The sequence below is a fragment of the Armatimonadota bacterium genome, from assembly GCA_013359125.1.
Taxonomy (GTDB): domain Bacteria; phylum Armatimonadota; class Fimbriimonadia; order Fimbriimonadales; family GBS-DC; genus JABWCR01.
In genome coordinates, this window is the sequence record JABWCR010000005.1 from 23314 (window position 1) to 38932 (window position 15619).

Annotated in this window: 12 protein-coding genes; 5 read left to right on the plus strand and 7 right to left on the minus strand. The window is 59.2% G+C overall.

Features of this window, described 5'->3' with window-relative positions:
* Positions 1 to 33: 33 nt before the first annotated feature.
* Positions 34 to 975 carry an SDR family oxidoreductase gene (locus HUU60_03880; GenBank protein ID NUL81848.1) on the plus strand — a complete coding sequence of 314 codons (942 nt, stop codon included), beginning with the start codon at positions 34 to 36 and terminating at the stop codon, positions 973 to 975.
* On the opposite strand, the gene HUU60_03885 is transcribed toward HUU60_03880, so the two are convergent.
* Positions 956 to 3118, minus strand: coding sequence for a dehydrogenase (locus HUU60_03885; GenBank protein NUL81849.1), 2163 nt, complete (start codon positions 3116 to 3118; stop codon positions 956 to 958). The genes HUU60_03880 and HUU60_03885 overlap by 20 nt on opposite strands.
* Before the next feature lie 567 nt (positions 3119 to 3685).
* Here HUU60_03885 and HUU60_03890 point away from each other — a divergent pair.
* Positions 3686 to 5887: a bifunctional (p)ppGpp synthetase/guanosine-3',5'-bis(diphosphate) 3'-pyrophosphohydrolase gene (locus tag HUU60_03890; protein NUL81850.1), complete on the plus strand. Its 2202-nt coding sequence runs from the start codon at positions 3686 to 3688 to the stop codon at positions 5885 to 5887.
* On the opposite strand, the gene galE is transcribed toward HUU60_03890, so the two are convergent.
* Together galE and HUU60_03900 are read right to left on the minus strand one after the other, a co-directional pair.
* Entirely contained in the window at positions 5884 to 6861 is a 978-nt protein-coding gene (gene galE / locus HUU60_03895) for a UDP-glucose 4-epimerase GalE (GenBank protein ID NUL81851.1), read from the minus strand. The two genes, HUU60_03890 and galE, sit on opposite strands and share 4 nt — an antisense overlap.
* Positions 6858 to 8357 carry a hypothetical protein gene (locus HUU60_03900; protein NUL81852.1) on the minus strand — a complete coding sequence of 500 codons (1500 nt, stop codon included), beginning with the start codon at positions 8355 to 8357 and terminating at the stop codon, positions 6858 to 6860. Before HUU60_03900 ends, galE begins: the two co-directional genes overlap by 4 nt.
* Positions 8358 to 8387: 30 nt before the next feature.
* Here HUU60_03900 and HUU60_03905 point away from each other — a divergent pair, with 30 nt between their 5' ends.
* Both HUU60_03905 and HUU60_03910 read left to right on the plus strand, forming a co-directional pair.
* Complete coding sequence (locus tag HUU60_03905) at positions 8388 to 9215, plus strand: phosphatidate cytidylyltransferase (protein ID NUL81853.1); 828 nt, start codon at positions 8388 to 8390, stop codon at positions 9213 to 9215.
* 27 nt (positions 9216 to 9242) lie between these two features.
* Positions 9243 to 10322 (plus strand): hypothetical protein, encoded by a 1080-nt coding sequence (locus tag HUU60_03910; GenBank protein NUL81854.1) that lies wholly within the window; start codon positions 9243 to 9245, stop codon positions 10320 to 10322.
* On the opposite strand, the gene HUU60_03915 is transcribed toward HUU60_03910, so the two are convergent.
* The gene (locus HUU60_03915; protein NUL81855.1) at positions 10308 to 12041 is read right to left on the minus strand and encodes a threonine--tRNA ligase; all 1734 of its coding nucleotides are present in this window, start codon (positions 12039 to 12041) and stop codon (positions 10308 to 10310) included. The genes HUU60_03910 and HUU60_03915 overlap by 15 nt on opposite strands.
* 56 nt (positions 12042 to 12097) lie before the next feature.
* On the opposite strand from HUU60_03915, the gene HUU60_03920 reads away from it, so the two are divergent.
* A complete protein-coding gene (locus HUU60_03920) occupies positions 12098 to 12580 on the plus strand; it encodes an acyl-CoA thioesterase (protein ID NUL81856.1) in 483 nt (160 codons plus the stop codon).
* On the opposite strand, the gene HUU60_03925 is transcribed toward HUU60_03920, so the two are convergent.
* The 3 genes from HUU60_03925 to HUU60_03935 are packed head-to-tail and all read right to left on the minus strand — an operon-like array spanning position 12577 to position 15598.
* Positions 12577 to 14493 (minus strand): hypothetical protein, encoded by a 1917-nt coding sequence (locus tag HUU60_03925; protein NUL81857.1) that lies wholly within the window; start codon positions 14491 to 14493, stop codon positions 12577 to 12579. The genes HUU60_03920 and HUU60_03925 overlap by 4 nt on opposite strands.
* Entirely contained in the window at positions 14490 to 14741 is a 252-nt protein-coding gene (locus tag HUU60_03930; GenBank protein ID NUL81858.1) for a hypothetical protein, read from the minus strand. The genes HUU60_03925 and HUU60_03930 overlap by 4 nt, the downstream gene beginning before the upstream one ends.
* A complete protein-coding gene (locus tag HUU60_03935; protein ID NUL81859.1) occupies positions 14738 to 15598 on the minus strand; it encodes a hypothetical protein in 861 nt (286 codons plus the stop codon). The genes HUU60_03930 and HUU60_03935 overlap by 4 nt, the downstream gene beginning before the upstream one ends.
* Positions 15599 to 15619 lie beyond the last annotated feature (21 nt).

The window sequence follows — 15619 nt, forward strand, 5'->3', positions numbered from 1 at the left end:
CACGGGCGCCTCGGCTCCTGTCAATGCACACCGATGCCCACAGCGTTAGTAGCCGGCGGAGCAGGCTTCTTAGGCTCGCACCTGGTCGATAAACTGATCGACGAGGGCTGGCGCGTTCTAGCCATCGACAATCTGATCACGGGCGACTGGTCGAACTTGGACCATCAGCCAGATGTCGTGCGAATCGAGGCCGATGTTTCCCGGCCGCTCACTATCGACGAGGCGATCGACGGCGTCTTTCATCTCGCTTCTCCCGCCAGCCCGGTCGATTTTGCACGGATACCGTTCGAGATACTTCATGCCGGTTCTATCGCGACCGAGAGGCTGTTGGAGTTGGCGATTGCTAAGAACGCTCGCTTTTTATTCGCCTCCACCTCAGAAGTTTATGGCGACCCTCTGGTCCATCCTCAGAGCGAGACGTACTGGGGCAACGTCAACCCGATCGGCGTGCGCGCGGTGTACGACGAAGCAAAACGTTTTGGCGAGGCGACGACTATGGCCTTTGCGCGGTATAGGAGCGCCGATGTGCGAATCGTCCGTATCTTTAACACTTACGGCGAGCGGATGCGACTGGGCGACGGCCGCGTGGTGCCCAATTTCGTCGGCCAAGCGCTGAGAGGCGAGCCGCTCACGGTCTATGGCGACGGCTTGCAGACTCGAAGCTTCTGTTATGCGAAAGACCTCATCGATGGCATTTATCGACTGTTTCAAAGCGGCTGCGCCGAGCCGGTCAACATCGGTAATCCGACCGAGCACACCATCTTGGAGTTTGCCAAGGCCGTGCAGCGACTAACCGGCAGCCAATCGCCCATCGTGCATCGGGAGTTTGTAACGCCGGACGATCCCAAACAGCGGCGACCGGACATCGCGAAGGCTAAGTCGATTTTAGGGTGGGAGCCTGCAACCTCGTTAGACGATGGCCTAAAGCGCACGATAGAGGACTTTCAGAAGCGGATCAGCCGCGCGCAACCTTGAGCGCGGCTTGCACAATTCGCTCGACGCTCGGCGCAAAGGCGTCCTCCAGAGGCTCGCTCATGGGCACGGGCGTATCCAGTTCCGTAATCAGTTCTGGCTTAACGTCCAGATAATCAAATCCCGTGCGTCCGTTCTCAAAAGCGTGCTCCATTGTCTGCCGAGCAATCTCCATGGCTACGCCGCACATGGGGAAGCCCTCGCTGACGACGACCAGACGACCGGTCTTTCGGACAGAGTTCGCTATGCAGGCCGCATCGAGAGGTTTGAGAGAGCGCGGGTCGATCACCTCACAATCGATGCCTTGCTCGGCCAACTGCCGTGCAGCCGCCAGCGCAAAGTAGAGCTGCCGACTATAGGCGACCAGGGTAACGTCCTTGCCTTCCCGCTTGACATCGGCAACGCCGATGGGCAAGACATAGTCCTCGCTCGGCACCGGCCCCATCGCTCCGGAATAGAGAAGTTTATGCTCCAAGAAGACTACCGGGTTCTCTGAGCGGATGGCGGCTTTTAGAAGCCCCTTAGCATCGAACGGCGTGGCCGGCATCACGACGTAAAGACCGGGTATGTGCATCATCCATGCCTCCATCGTCCCGCTGTGGTGGGCGGCGATACAGCGCCCTACCCCGCCCTGCGACCGATAGACGACCGGCACGCTGGTCTTGCCGCCAAACATGAAACGATTGTACGCGGCGTTGTGCACAATCTGGTCGGAGGCAAGGGTAACGAAATCGACGTACTGAAACTCGACGACCGGTCTCATGCCTCTCATGGCCGCGCCGGCGCCTATGCCCGCGATAGCCAGTTCCGAGATCGGCGTGTCCATCGCTCGGCGGGCGCCAAACTCTTGAAAGAGTCCCTTTGTAGCCGCATAGGCGCCTCCGTACAGGCCAATGTCTTCGCCCATGACAAACACGCTCTCGTCCCGCGCCATCTCCTCTCGAAGCGCCTCGTTCAGCGCCTCGGTGTACAGTTTGATCGGATGAGGCGAATCGATCTGCTCTTTCTTGATCTTGGGCATCGGCGTCGGCGACAGGCGGGCAATGGCCTCTTCGATGGGCCGCACGCTCGCCTTTAGACGCGCCTCGTTCTGGATGAGCTTGGCCTGCTCTTCTTCCGGCGTCGGTGCGTAGACATAGCGTTCGATCTCGGCTACCGATGGAAACGGGCTGGCCTCGGCAAAGTCGAACGCGGCTTCGATCGCAGCTTGCGCCTGTGCTTCGACCGAGTTCATCTCCTCTTCGGAGGCCGTGTTGGCAAGCGCGCCTCTCAATCGCGCGATGCAATCCTTGCCCTTCCACTCGGCGACCTCTTCTTTGGTGCGATAGAACTGCTGGTCGCTCATGGAGTGGCCGAAGTATCGGTAGCAGAGGGCCTCTAACAGGATCGGTCCCGATCCGCTCCGTATCTCGTCGAGCGCCTGTTTGGTCGCCTCGCGCACCGCGAGCACGTCCATGCCGTCGATCCTGCGTCCGGGAATGCCATACGCCGCCGCGCGCTCGGCCACAGTTGGTACGGGGCTGCCGATAGGCGCTTCGGGAACCGAACGATCGAAGTAAGGCAAGCCCATCGCATAGAGGTTGTTTTCGCACAAAAAGAGCACGGGAAGGCGATGGATGGCGGCAAAATTGACCGATTCGTGAAAGGCGCCGTTGGCCACTGCGCCATCGCCAAAGAAGCAAAGCACGACAGCGCCAGAGCCGCGAAAGTCCTCGGCCAAAGCTGCGCCCACCGCGATGGGAATGTTGCCCCCCACAATACCCGTAGCCCCCAGGTTGCCTCGCTCCACGTCGGCGATGTGCATCGACCCGCCGCGCCCCTTGCAGTAGCCGGTCTCGCGGCCCAAAAGCTCGGCGGCCATGCGATTCCAGTGCTCCTGCCGCTCCTCATCGTTGGCCGACCACAGATTGCCGATCGCGCCGCAGTGTCCGTGTCCGCGGTGCGTGCTGGTGATGTAGTCTTTCTTGGTCAGCGCGCCGATCGCCCCCGTGGCGACCGCTTCTTGGCCGACATAGATGTGCGCGGCGCCCTTGATCTTGCCCCCGCGCACCAGTTCGTAGACCTTCTCGTCAAAGGCGCGGATTTCCCGCATGGTGCGGAGATCGTTGAGGAGCGAGGTCTTATCGAGCGCGATCTGTGTCTTCATTTCCATCCAAAAGGATACCCCTGCTATTCAGTTTGGGTCTTTTGGAGCGACGGGTTAGGTTTGTCCGGCATGTGGGCGTCGGGGCTTGTTTCTTACTCAGAATTGTGCTACATTTTTGCGAAAGGCCGCTCAGTAGCTAGCGCTCGGTCTGACAACATCCTCCACAGGACACGGTTCAGACGGTCGCGAAGGTTCTGCCGATCGAAGCGCCCTGTGGAGGGTTAAAAGTACCGCCGGCGTTCCCGTCTTTCGGCTCGCGGGGACGCTCGCCCTCCCGGTCGGTATGGAAGTCGGGCCAGGCAGGAGCCTGGCGTTCCGAAATGAACGGGAATCTTCGGAAATGTAGCACAAAACCGGATACGATTCTAACCCTGAACGCGGCGATCTGTTCAGGGGGCGCAAATCAGCGACATCTCGTTCGGGCCGCGCGGCGGCCGCTGTTGAAAGCGTGTTTTCCGCTTCCCGCCTCCGCGTAAACGGGTAGGAGACGGCCAGCGAGTTGGCTAAGGTCAAAGCGCCGGCTTACCGGCGCTTTCCGAGGCTGCCTCCAAGGCTATAATAATGTCAGTGAGCGCAATCGCCCAAGACATTGATCTGCCCGAATCGGTTACGGAGCTTGTGGAGAAGGTCCGCGCTTATCTGCCGTCCGAGCCGACCACCAAGATTATCGACGCCTATCACTACGCCGAGGAGATGCACAAGGGTCAAAAGCGAAGCTCTGGCGAGGCGTATATCACCCATCCTCTGGCCGTCGCGCACATTTTGGCCGATATCAACATGGACTTGGAGACCGTCATTGCGGGTCTGTTGCACGATGTGATCGAGGACACCCCGGCGACCTACGATCAGGTCAAGAAGCGATTTGGGAAGACCGTCGCCGACCGCGTGCAGGGCGTTAGCAAATTAGAGTGGCCGACGGAGCTTTTGGAGCGCGAGAACGAGGTGGCGCGGAAGCGGCAAGAGGTTACTAAGATCGCCGAGAACTTGCGAAAGATGCTTCTGGCCATTTCGGACGATCTGCGCGTGCTAGTGATTAAACTGGCGGACCGACTGCACAACATGCAAACTCTGGAGAGTCTGCGGCCCGACAAGCAGGCCCGCATCGCCACTGAGACGCTTCAGATTTACGCTCCCCTTGCGCACCGTTTGGGCATCTGGCAGATCAAGTGGCAATTGGACAATTTGGCGTTCAAATATCTGTTTCCAAACGAATACAAGGACCTCTCCGAAAAGGTCTCCCGCAGCCGCCAAGAGCGCGACCGCGAGGTCGATCGTCTGGTCGTTGCGCTAAAAGAGCGACTGGCCGAGCAAGGCATCAAGGCAGAGGTGCGCGGGCGGTCGAAACACCTGTGGAGCATCTTTCAGAAGATGCGGCGGGAGAACATCGAGTTCGAGCAGATTCACGACTTGATGGCCGTGCGCGTGATCGTGAACACAGAGGGCGAATGCTATCAGGCGCTGGGCATCGTTCACGATCTGTGGGTGCCCATTCAGGAGCTTTTTTACGATTACATCGGCAAGCCGAAGCCGAACGGCTACCGCTCGTTGCACACCAAGGTGATCGTGCCGACGGGGCAGACGATGGAGGTGCAAATACGAACGCAAGAGATGCACAGGGTTGCTGAGCACGGGCTGGCCGCGCACTGGCAATATAAAGAGGGCAAGGAGGACGCCGCTGCGGCCGCCAAGATGACCAAGCTGCGCGCTCAGCTTTCGGATTGGACGGACCCCAGGCACAGTTCGGAGTTCATGAACAGCCTCTTGGGCGATCTCTATCCCGATCAGGTTACGGTTTGGACGCCCAGAGGCGACGTGATCGAGCTGCCGGTGGGATCGACGCCGATCGACTACGCCTATCGCATTCACACCGACTTGGGAGCGCACTGCTTTGGCGCCAAGGCGAACGGGCGGATGGTGCCATTGAACTATCAACTGCGCAATGGCGACGTGATGGAGATTCTGACCCGCCCCAGCGCCGCGCCGAGCATGGATTGGTTAAAATGGGTGAAGACCTCGAGCGCTCGGTCCAAGATTCGCGCCTACTTCCGCCGGATTCGGCGAGAGGGCTCGGTGGACCGTGGGCGAGAGTTGGTGGAACGCGAGGCCGAACGTTCTGGCTTTGCGCGAAATCTCCTGCAGGAGCACATCGAAACGATCGCGACGGCTATGCACTTTAACACGGTTGAGGATCTGCTGGCCAGCGTGGGCGAGGGTTTAGCCAGCGCGACCAACGCCATCACCAAACTCAAGGCGCTGTTGCCGGCCAAGCACGAAGAGGCGGCAATCCCGACCGAAGTGAGCCGGCCCCGAACCGTGGTTTCGGAAGGCACGCACGACGTGCTCACGCGGCGGGCGCGCTGTTGCCTGCCCTTGCCGGGCGACGACATTTTGGGCTACATCACCCGAGGTCGCGGGATGGTGATGCACCGGTCGATGTGCCCTAACATCCGCGCCTATCAAGATCGAGAGCCGGAGCGCGTGATCGCGTTGGATTGGAACACGGGCGGCAAATCGATGTTTCCCGTTGGCATCCGCATCGACACGACGGATCGGATTGGGCTTTTGGGAGACGTTACAACGATCCTGGCCGAGATGCAGTGCAACATCCGAGCGGCCAAAATTCGCGCGCATCAGAATAACACGGCGACCATCGAGATCGAGATCGATGCGCGGGATTCGGATCATTTGGCACAGGCGTTTCAAAAGTTGCGCACCTTGGGCGATGTGCTCAACGTCTACCGACAAGAGCCGAAGCCGAAGAAGGCTTAGTAGCCGTCTGGGTGGGTCTGATGCCAGACCCAAGCATGGCGGACGATCTCCTCTAAGTCCGGATAGTCGGGTTGCCAACCCAACTCGCCGAGCGCTCTTTCTGAAGATGCCACCAAGGTTGCCGGGTCGCCAGGACGGCGGGGCGCCGGTTCCCAAGCAATGCGTCGATCCGTTACCTTCTCTGCGGCCTGGATGACCTGCAGAACGCTGTAGCCCTTACCGTTGCCCAGATTGTAGGCAGAGGTTTGAGCGCCGCTTCTCAGTCGTTGCAGGGCCTGATAGTGGGCCTGCGCCAGATCCCAGATGTGCACATAGTCGCGCACGCAGGAGCCGTCCGGCGTCGGCCAATCGGCGCCGAAGACTTTCATGCCCGCCCGCTTGCCCAGCGCGACTTGCAAAACGATAGGGATTAGATGCTCTTCGGGATCGTGGTCCTCGCCCAATTCGCCTTCGGGGTCGGCGCCCGCCGCATTAAAGTAGCGCAGACTGACGGAGCGCAGGCCGTATGCCTGGTCGTACCAGCCTAACATCCGCTCCATGACGAGTTTGGTCTCGCCGTATGGGTTGGTGGGCGATTTGGGGCAAGATTCATCTATTGGAATGCTCTCCGGTTCGCCGTAGACGGCGGCGGAAGAGGAGAAGATCATCATCTTGACGCCGCGGCGCTGCATGGCTTCTAACAGGCGGCAGCATCCGACGACGTTGTTATCGTAGTAAAGATCAGGCAAGCGCATCGATTCGCCGACCGATGCATAGGCCGCAAAGTGCATGACGCACTCGATCGAGCGGTTTGAAAAGAGGCGATTAAGGTCGTCCGGATTGCGCAAGTCGCCTTGGACCAGTTCGGCGCCGCTCACGGCTTCAAGATGGCCTTTGGAGAGGTTGTCGAACACGACGACCGGTTCGCCCTTCTTTCTTAGATACTTCACCATGTGCGAGCCGATATAGCCCGCGCCGCCGACGACAGCGATCATATCTCCTCCTTGCGCCTGGCTTCTATTTTGGCCGCCTCGGAGTTGCGACCGCAGGCTCTTAAGGCGTTGGCCAGCGCAGTCCATGCTCTCGGTCCGGCGTTTGGCAGAGCGGCGGCTTTTTGCAGCAGCGTTACTGCTTGCTCTGGCTGACCGAGAGACAGCAGTCGCACTCCCAGGAGCGTTTGGGCTTGCCAGTCGCTGGCCGCTTGTTTGAGGCCTTCGACGGCGGACCAGTGGCCAGGCATATCGCTGCCAAGGTCTCCTCTTTGCGCCAATTTGTGCTGCTCGGCAGACCCTGCGGCCCATTGGGGCTGCAACGAGTAGAGCCATGCTAGTTGATGCCTTAGACGAGCGTTATGATGGGCAAGGACGGTGCAGAGTCGGGCCGCGTCTTCCAGCATTCCTGCATCGACGTAGCCGCCGACGGCCGATTCCATTGCGCTGGGATGGTCGAACAGCGGTTTGACGATCGATTCATCGTCGGAGTCCATGCCCAGAAACGTCTCGGCTCGGTGCATCGGGTCGAACGGCGCGAGCGCCCACGCTGCCGCCATCGCCTCTTCTCTGCCCTCTTGCGACCGCAATTGGCGCTGGGCTGCGGCGTAGACGATGTAAGCTCGCGCGGCGCCGCCGTTGTGGAGGAGCGCCTCGTGGGCGCGTTTTGCAACCATTGGCCAATCGCCCCTCTTGGCAGCAATCGCGGCCAAGTGAAGGTTGGCCCAAGATCGCGTTGCAAGGTGCAGTTCGGCCTCGGAGAGCGCTGCAGGCGAGGGCGGCGCGTAGTCTGCTTGGATCTCTGTCAAACGCTCGCCCGCTATCGGCGGATCGGGCGGCCGAAGGTCCATGAACGCCAGGCGGCTGCCTTCCATGTCGTACAGTTCGATCTCGCTGATCTCTTTGTCGGCTTCGATCGGTTGCTCGGGATGAAGGGAGAGTCGCTCCTGTCGGTCGTCCAGGATGAGCAAGGCGCTGGGCAGAAACCGCATGGGATGCAGGATTGTGCGCCCATCCAGTACTTGCGCCACAAGATAGGCATCGGCAATGCGGCGGCTGTCCGGCTTCAGCCCATCGACCAAGCAGATTGAAAACCCCGCTTCGTCGCAGCGATGCGGGTCGATGCGCCTGACCGTTGGGTTGACGAAGCGGCTGCCGTTCATTCCGGGCGCAGGCATCGAGACGACAACATTGTCCGGCGTCTGAAGTTCGAACCCGTACTCCAAGGGATAGGGATTGGGATTGTATGCGCAGAGACTCGCTTGCACGGAGAGCGATTGGGGTTCCAACGCCAGTTTCAAACGCCATAGCAGTCCAAGCTCGCTGTCGAAATCGCCGATCAGCAGGCCGTCCGGCATTGATTGGCATTGAGGCGGGCGTTTGGACATCCTGGGAAGCAGGCGGCATTTTAGGTTGGCGCCGTTGATAGACAACTGGACGCCCGAAGCGAGATCGATTCCTACCTGGAGAGAGTCGTTTTGAAGGGCGGCGCGCAGGCTCATGGGATTCTCTCCAGAGGATACCTGAGTATAATGGAGCGGATGGGCGGATGGGCGCGAGTAGCTACGGCGGCGGTCGGCATTCCGCTCATGTTGGGGGCGCTGTACTGGCAAGGCGGGCAGTTGTGGGGGATTCTGGTTTGCCTGGTCGCGATGTTGGCTGCGTTTGAACTCTATCGAGCCTATAAGCCTGTCGTTAGTCAAAGGCCGTTGCTGGCGGCAGGGCTGACGGCCGGGGCTTTCTATTCGATTATGGGCTTTGTTCTTGGCTGGAGCGAGGACCGGAGCCTGACCATCGGCCAAAGCCCGACGGCCGGTTTGGTGATTCTGGCACTGCTCATTTGGTCGGCCCGTTCGGGCTGGCTCCCGACCAAAGATAACCCAGCGGCCGATGCCTTCGGAACTCTGATTGCGGCCGGCATGGGCGGACTTTACTTAAGCCTGTTCGAGTATTTGCTCCAGTTGCGGGAATCGGGTGCGAACGCTGCAGTGGCCGTGTTAGCGACGATTTGGGCAGGAGACACTGCGGCGTATTACGTCGGAAGGGCCATTGGAAAGAGACCCTTGGCGCCCTCTGTCAGCCCGGGGAAGACGATAGAGGGCGCTCTTGCGAACTTCGTTGCCTGCAGCGTCGTCGGCTTGATCGGGACGCACCTGGCGGGATATACGCTCCTGCAGGGGCTCTATATCGGCGCCGGCGCGGGCATACTGGGTCAGGCGGGCGATCTGTTCAAGTCGTCGCTCAAACGATCGTTGGGTCTAAAGGATTTTGGCGCTTTGTTGCCCGGTCATGGCGGCGCGATCGATCGTTTCGACAGTCTGCTGTTTGTCGGTCCTTGGGCTTGCCTTGCTCTTGGGTAGAATCTCGGTAACAAGGAGTCTCTCCCTATGAAATCCCTTTTTGACTATAAATCCGCTTTCGAAACGCCGCCCCAGCTGACGGTTACCCTTACGATGCCGACCCATACGGGCGCGCACGACACGGGAAAGGACAAGCAGATTTGGCGGAATCTGATGCGCGAAGCCGAGCTGAACATGGCGCGCCAGGGCTTGCCGTCCGAGACGGTGGAGACCGTGCTTTCACCCGCTCGTCAGATTTTGGAAGATATCGAGTTTTGGGCTGGGCCGGAGCATGGAACGGTTGGCATATTCAAGGAAGATTCTCATTCGATCGTGCGCGCTCCCTACTCCCTGCCAGAGGCTTCGGTCGTTTCTTTAAGGCCGTATCTGATCGGACCGGCGCTGGCCGAGGCGGACAACGGTTCTTACTTTCTTTTGGCGGTCAGCCGCAATTTGGCGCGTCTTTTCAAGTGCGATCGCTACGACATAATCCCCATGACTGCGCCCGAGATGCCTGAGAACATGGAAGACGCGCTGGGCGGCGAGGAGTTAGAGAAGCAGTTTCAGGCGCGAGGCCATCCGAACCAGGGCACCTTTGGGCACGGGCACGACACCGATTCCGATGTGGAGAAGGACCGAACCTTGCGCTACTTTCGGGCCATCGACAAAGGCATTCGCCCAGTGTTAAACAGTTTGCCCCTTGTGTTAGCTGCGGTCGATTACTTCCATCCGATCTACTACAAGGCCAACAGTTATGCTCACTTGATGATGCGCGGCGTGGTGGGCAATCCGGACGAACTTCGGCCCGATCAGCTTCGAGACGAGGCTTGGAAGGTCGTCGGCGATTATTTTGCCGAGACAGCTCGGATGGATTTGGGGCATTTGCAGCAAAAGTTGGGCACAGGCTTGGCAACGACCGATCTGATGCAGATTCTTCCGGCGGTCGCCACTGGCCGGGTCGAGGCGCTGTTTGTGCCCCCTGGAGCGCGGGTCTGGGGCAAGACGGCCGACATGGAGTTTGAACTGTCGGACGACGGCGAGGATCTCTGGAACTGGGCCGCGCTGGGCACATTGGCCTACGGCGGCCGCATTCATGCCGGAGAGCCGGGCGCTCTACTCAGAGGCTAATCGGGCTCTAAAGTCGGCGACCGACATGGGGCCTAGATCGCCTTCCTCGTGCGAGCGCGCGCTGACGGTCGAGGCTTCGATGTCTTTGTCTCCGCAGATCAGCATGTAGGGAATCTTCAGTTGCTGGTTGGATCGAATCTTCTTGCCGAGAGTTTCTCGACGGTCGTCCACCTCGATGCGATAGTCGCCCAGCTGCTCGGCGATCTGCTCCGCATACTCCACATGCCGGTCGGCGATGGGCAGCACAACGATCTGAACGGGCGCCATCCAGAATGGGAACGCCCCAGCATAGTGCTCGGTCAGCAGGCCGATCATTCGTTCGAGCGATCCAAACGGCGCGCGATGAATCATGATGGGCCTATGAGGCTTCCCGTCTTCGCCGGTGTACTCTAATTCAAACCTCTCCGGCAGGTTGTAATCGACCTGTACGGTTCCCATTTGCCATTCCCGTCCCAGCGCATCTTTGATGATGAGATCGAGCTTTGGGCCATAGAAAGCGGCATCGCCCTCAGAGAGCTCGTAATCCAGTTGGAGGTCTTTACAGGCTGCTTCGATGGCGGCCTGCGCCAGTTCCCAGTTCTCATCCGAGCCGACGTACTTGTCGCTGGACCGATCGCGCAGTCCCACTCGGACGCGATACTCCTCCAGTCCAAGTTTCTTGAGGACGACCAGCATGAGGTCGACGACGCCTTTGAACTCATCTTGGAGCTGATCGGGAGAAACGAACAGGTGGCTGTCGTCTTGGGTAAAGCCGCGCACTCTGAGCATTCCGGCCAGTTCTCCGCTCTGCTCGTAGCGATAGACGGTGCCAAATTCGGCCAGGCGTATGGGCAGATCGCGATAGCTTCGCGGCTCGTGCTGATAGATTTCGATATGAAACGGGCAGTTCATCGGCTTGAGGATAAAGGTTTCTTTCTCTTCATCTTCCATGAAGGGGAACATCTTTTCGCGAAAGGTGTAGACGTGCCCCGATTTTTCGAACAGTCGGGACGAGCCGATGTGCGGGGTCACGACGCCTTGGTAGCCGCGCTGTTTCTGTTCGTTTAACAGGAAGTCGTGCAAAACTTGACGCAGCGCCGCGCCTTTTGGCAGCCACAGTGGGAGCCCCTGACCCACTCGTTGAGAGAAGAAAAAGAGCCCCAGTTCGCGCCCCAATCGCCGATGGTCGCGCTTCTTGGCCTCTTCCAATCGATAGAGGTACTGCTCTAACTCTTCGGCGCTCTCCCAAGCGGTGCCGTACAGACGGGTGAGCATCTTGTTTCGTTCGTCGCCGCGCCAATAGGCGCCGGCCACGTTGAGCAGTTTGAAGTGTTTAAGTTCCCCGGTCGAGCGGACATGGGGGCCGCGACAAAGATCGGCAAAATCGCCTTGTTGATAGAAACTAATCGCCTCGTTTTCGGGTATGTCGTCTAGGAGTTCGATTTTGTACGGCGCTTGCCCCATTTTCTCGATGAGCGCTTTGGCTTCGTCGCGAGAGAGTTCGAATCGCTCGATCGGCAAGTCCTGCTTGGCGAATTCGGCCATTTTGGCCTCGATTTGCGCCAGGTCTTCCTCCCCGATCGGTTTTGGCAGGTCGAAGTCGTAGTAGAAGCCGTTTTCGATGGGCGGTCCGATCCCCAACTTGGCTCCGGGACGCAGCGCCAGGACGGCCTGCGCCATCAGATGCGCGCAGGAGTGGCGCAGTTTGTAAAGCGGGGTTTCGGGGTAATCGGTCTTCATGTCGGTTCGATTTTTTGGTTCAGGATATTACCTTATAGCCGGGTATGCTCAGATTCATGAAAGAAAGCAAAAATCCCTCGGAGAGCCGGGTGGCGCTGACACAGATGATGCAGCCCGAACATGCCAACCCCCTCGGCAACGTGCACGGGGGATATGTCCTAAAAATGATCGACGAGGCAGCGGGGATTGCAGCCGCCCGCCATGCGAGAAAGCCCTGCGTTACGGCCGAGATCGACTCGGTCAGTTTTCGCGCGCCGGTGCATGTGGGCAACTTGGTCGAGGTTGAGGCCAAGGTAACGCGAAGCTGGACGACATCGATGGAGATTAGAGCCATTGTAACGGCAGAAGACCTGCTGACGGGAGTGCGCACAACGACCTCTGTCGCCTACTTGGTCTATGTCGGCATTGATTGGGACGGCAAGCCCACGCCCGTTCCAGAGCTGATCCCCGAATCGGACGATGAGCGCCAGATGTGGGAGATGGCCGGTCTGCGCCGCGACGAGCGATTGGCCCGTCGCGAGCGCGAGAACGGACGCTAAAGCTCGATGACCGTGATCGAGTAGCTGGGCACGGTAACGATGAGCGGCCAACCATTGAAGGGGATGCGCATCTCACGAATGTTGGCGTTATTCGCATCCTCTTCTCGACCATATCGATATGCCTTGAGCTGCGAGGTGATGATCGGTCGTTTATAGCCGTCGATGTTGATCTTGCCGGTGAGCGCCTGATCCCGCGATTTGTTGATGATCATGAGTTTGAGCCTGCCCGTGTCGGCAGACTTGACGGCGTGAACCACAAAGAGGCTGTAGTTGCTATCGGCGCGCACTAGGGTGTCGCCCGGCTTGGCAAACCGGTTGATCATCTTGAACCCAAAGTAGGCAGGGTAGGGCGTGTTGAGAGGCGCTCCGACGTTGTGCTCGCGGCCTTGCGACAGCAATCCAAAGTCGCCATAGCTTCGCCATCCATATAGCGTTACGCTGTTGTTGTGAAACGGCCATGCGCCGTTATGAACGTTCCACCACATGAAGGAATCAACGCCGATCAGACAGGCGTTCGCCCAAGAGTCGGCGGCATACAAAGCATTGACCAAACTCAACGACTGCTTGCCGACGCTGGCCCATGCGCAGTTATTCTCGGCGATGAAAAGGGGCACCGAGTCGCCTACCGGGCCCAGGTAGTCGCGCAAGAGGCTCCGGGCGCGGGAGTAGACGTCGTTCCAAAGGGACGTGGACTGCAACAGATGAGAATCGGCTTCGCGTCCGGGCGAGTTGGGATAGAACTTGATGTCGTAGAAGTCGGGCGTGATGCCCATCTCTCTCAGTCGCGTTAGCAGCACCGGGGTCCATCCGTTCCAGCTTAGGCCAGTCCTTGGATTTTGAACGGTAAAGCGCTGAGGAAAGTCGTTCTCTTTGATCGAACCGATGACGCCGATTTTGATGCGAGGATCGATGGCCTTTGCCAGTGCGATCGTGTCTCGAACAAACTGGGCATAGAGGGTCGCGTCCTGTCTAAACGAATGCGTGTCGTAAGACCATGTGCCGTACGACTCGTTGCCGACCGCCCAGTACATGACGTTGCCGTTCAGCTCGACGTTGGCGTGGCGGACCCAGTCTGCCGCTTCCTCGGGAGTGCCGCTGCCATAGTTGAAGCAGATGAGTTTCTGCGCTCCGAGTTGGTCGCAAACGTTGATAAAGGCTTGCGTATCGGTCCAGTAGACCTCGCCGTTTCGCTTGTTTCTGTTGTTCCTAAAGTCGTATTGGTCCGCGGTTGCTCCGCCTGGATAGCGCACAATCTTGAAGCCTGTTTGCTTGAGCCTGTTGACCGTATCGGGATAGGTTAGGAACGAATCCCAGGTCGCGCCGTTGACGCCAAAGAGGAGGTTGGTCAACTGTCGGCGATTCACATTGTAGTTGACGAGAGCGTTTACCTGCCCGGTGAATGCGGGCTTGACCACCTTAATATCGTCGATGTAGAGCGGCGGCTGGGTGATGCCGTCAGGTTCGATAAAGTAGAGCTGATTGAATCTTGCGACGTTCGCGAGCCCCAGGTGCGTCAACGGAATCACAACCCGTCGCCACTCCGTCGCGCTGATGGTTACGTAATCGGTCAGATTGACCATGGTTCGAAGCGTAAAGAAGTCGGCGCCCCGAATCTTGACGTGGTGCGTAGTCGCTCCGCCACCGTGGACCCAGAACTCGAGATGGGAGAATCCGTAGGTCGCATGGCCGCCATCGTTGTGGTGGAGTTTGGCCTGTCGGTTGGGCTCCAGGTGAATCATGTAGGAGGACCGATGAGACCGCCTGTACTCGATGGCTTGCTGGTCGACGTAGGTGTTGGATTGATCGTACCAACCGCCGCAGGGATAGTCTATGTAGATGTCGATGTCTTCGTTATCGTCCGCCCAAGCGGTGAGCATCGCCAAAAGCGCGCAGAGCGCAAAAATTGTTTTCATAATCTCCGTCCTTCCGCGCCGGTAGCGCGGTCTACAAACTCGTCCAGTCGAATCCGCGCGTCCCGAAGCGGCGTTCGGTAGGCCGCCCGTTGCAAGCTTTGCGCAAGGCCGAGATCGGCTTCGTTCAGCGCCCGAACGGCCAAAACCTCCCAGACGGCGGCATCGAACTTCTTACAGCCGGATATTCGCCGCCAAACTTTCTTGGTCGTTCGCGCTTCTTTGACCAGATTGGCAGTTTGCTCTTTCATGGATCTCTTCTTGCAATTCGATTGCAGCCCGGCGGCTCGTCCCACGAAACGCCGTCGAGCCCCCTCGGCCCGACGACTTTGCCCAGCCAGGCCGGTTTGACGAACGTCCTCACTCCGCCCTGGGCGCAACGGGTCGTCTCCTGCCATTCCCACCGGCCATCGACGCATTTCCACGCGTCGATGTACCATGCGCGAAAGTGCCAGGTGCTCATCTCCTCGTAGTCGATCTTGGAGCCGACCCGAAAATCGAAACCGATTTTGAGCAGCTCTCCTCGAATGCCGCTATTGACCGTCAGCGTCTTCTTCTTCCAAACGCCGTTGATCGGCGGCGGACCGTAGTCTCTCGATCGAACCTCTTTGGCCTCGCCGTTGCGACAGTTGCGGTCGGGCGGCGGGCCCCAGGCGCCGATCTTCTTGGCCTTCCTCGGCTGGTCAGTCGCCTGCCCTCCGACCCAACGGAGAGTTACCCCGACCTGGTCTTGCTCCAAAGGCGCCTCGAACGCGGGCTCGGCAGACGCATATCCCTCGGTCGTCGTAGAAACGAGCAGAACGGCCTCTCGGCCGCTTTCCGCCGTCCCGACCGCATACGACAGGGGGACATCCCCTGAAACCGCAGAGACGCGCAAATAGCCCGGTTCCTGAACTATCTGCACGCACGGGTCGTCGGTTCGCCATGTCAAGGGTTCGTCCGAAACGACGGCGAACTCGGCGGCTTGGCCGGGCTCTAAGATCAGCGCCGTCCAGGTCGTTTCGGGCTCTTGCGCTTTGGACGCTCGATGCGACAGGACGAGGCCTATCGCGGCTCCCAGCCCGACGACCAGGAGGGGCCGCGCCAGAAACTTCAATCTCTTGTTCATCTTTTTCTCCGTGCTACCTAT

Bases quoted from the DNA above. Each gene is read 5' to 3' on its own strand.
- HUU60_03900 (NUL81852.1), bottom strand. From the start codon at position 8,357: ATGAGCCTGCGCGCCGCCCTTCAAAACGACTCTCTCCAGGTAGGAATC.
- HUU60_03920 (NUL81856.1), top strand. From the start codon at position 12,098: ATGAAAGAAAGCAAAAATCCCTCGGAGAGCCGGGTGGCGCTGACACAG.
- HUU60_03935 (NUL81859.1), bottom strand. From the start codon at position 15,598: ATGAACAAGAGATTGAAGTTTCTGGCGCGGCCCCTCCTGGTCGTCGGG.
- HUU60_03910 (NUL81854.1), top strand. From the start codon at position 9,243: ATGAAATCCCTTTTTGACTATAAATCCGCTTTCGAAACGCCGCCCCAG.
- galE (NUL81851.1), bottom strand. From the start codon at position 6,861: ATGATCGCTGTCGTCGGCGGCGCGGGCTATATCGGCTCGCACATGGTG.
- HUU60_03915 (NUL81855.1), bottom strand. From the start codon at position 12,041: ATGAAGACCGATTACCCCGAAACCCCGCTTTACAAACTGCGCCACTCC.
- HUU60_03925 (NUL81857.1), bottom strand. From the start codon at position 14,493: ATGAAAACAATTTTTGCGCTCTGCGCGCTTTTGGCGATGCTCACCGCT.
- HUU60_03905 (NUL81853.1), top strand. From the start codon at position 8,388: ATGGAGCGGATGGGCGGATGGGCGCGAGTAGCTACGGCGGCGGTCGGC.
- HUU60_03880 (NUL81848.1), top strand. From the start codon at position 34: ATGCCCACAGCGTTAGTAGCCGGCGGAGCAGGCTTCTTAGGCTCGCAC.
- HUU60_03930 (NUL81858.1), bottom strand. From the start codon at position 14,741: ATGAAAGAGCAAACTGCCAATCTGGTCAAAGAAGCGCGAACGACCAAG.
- HUU60_03885 (NUL81849.1), bottom strand. From the start codon at position 3,118: ATGAAGACACAGATCGCGCTCGATAAGACCTCGCTCCTCAACGATCTC.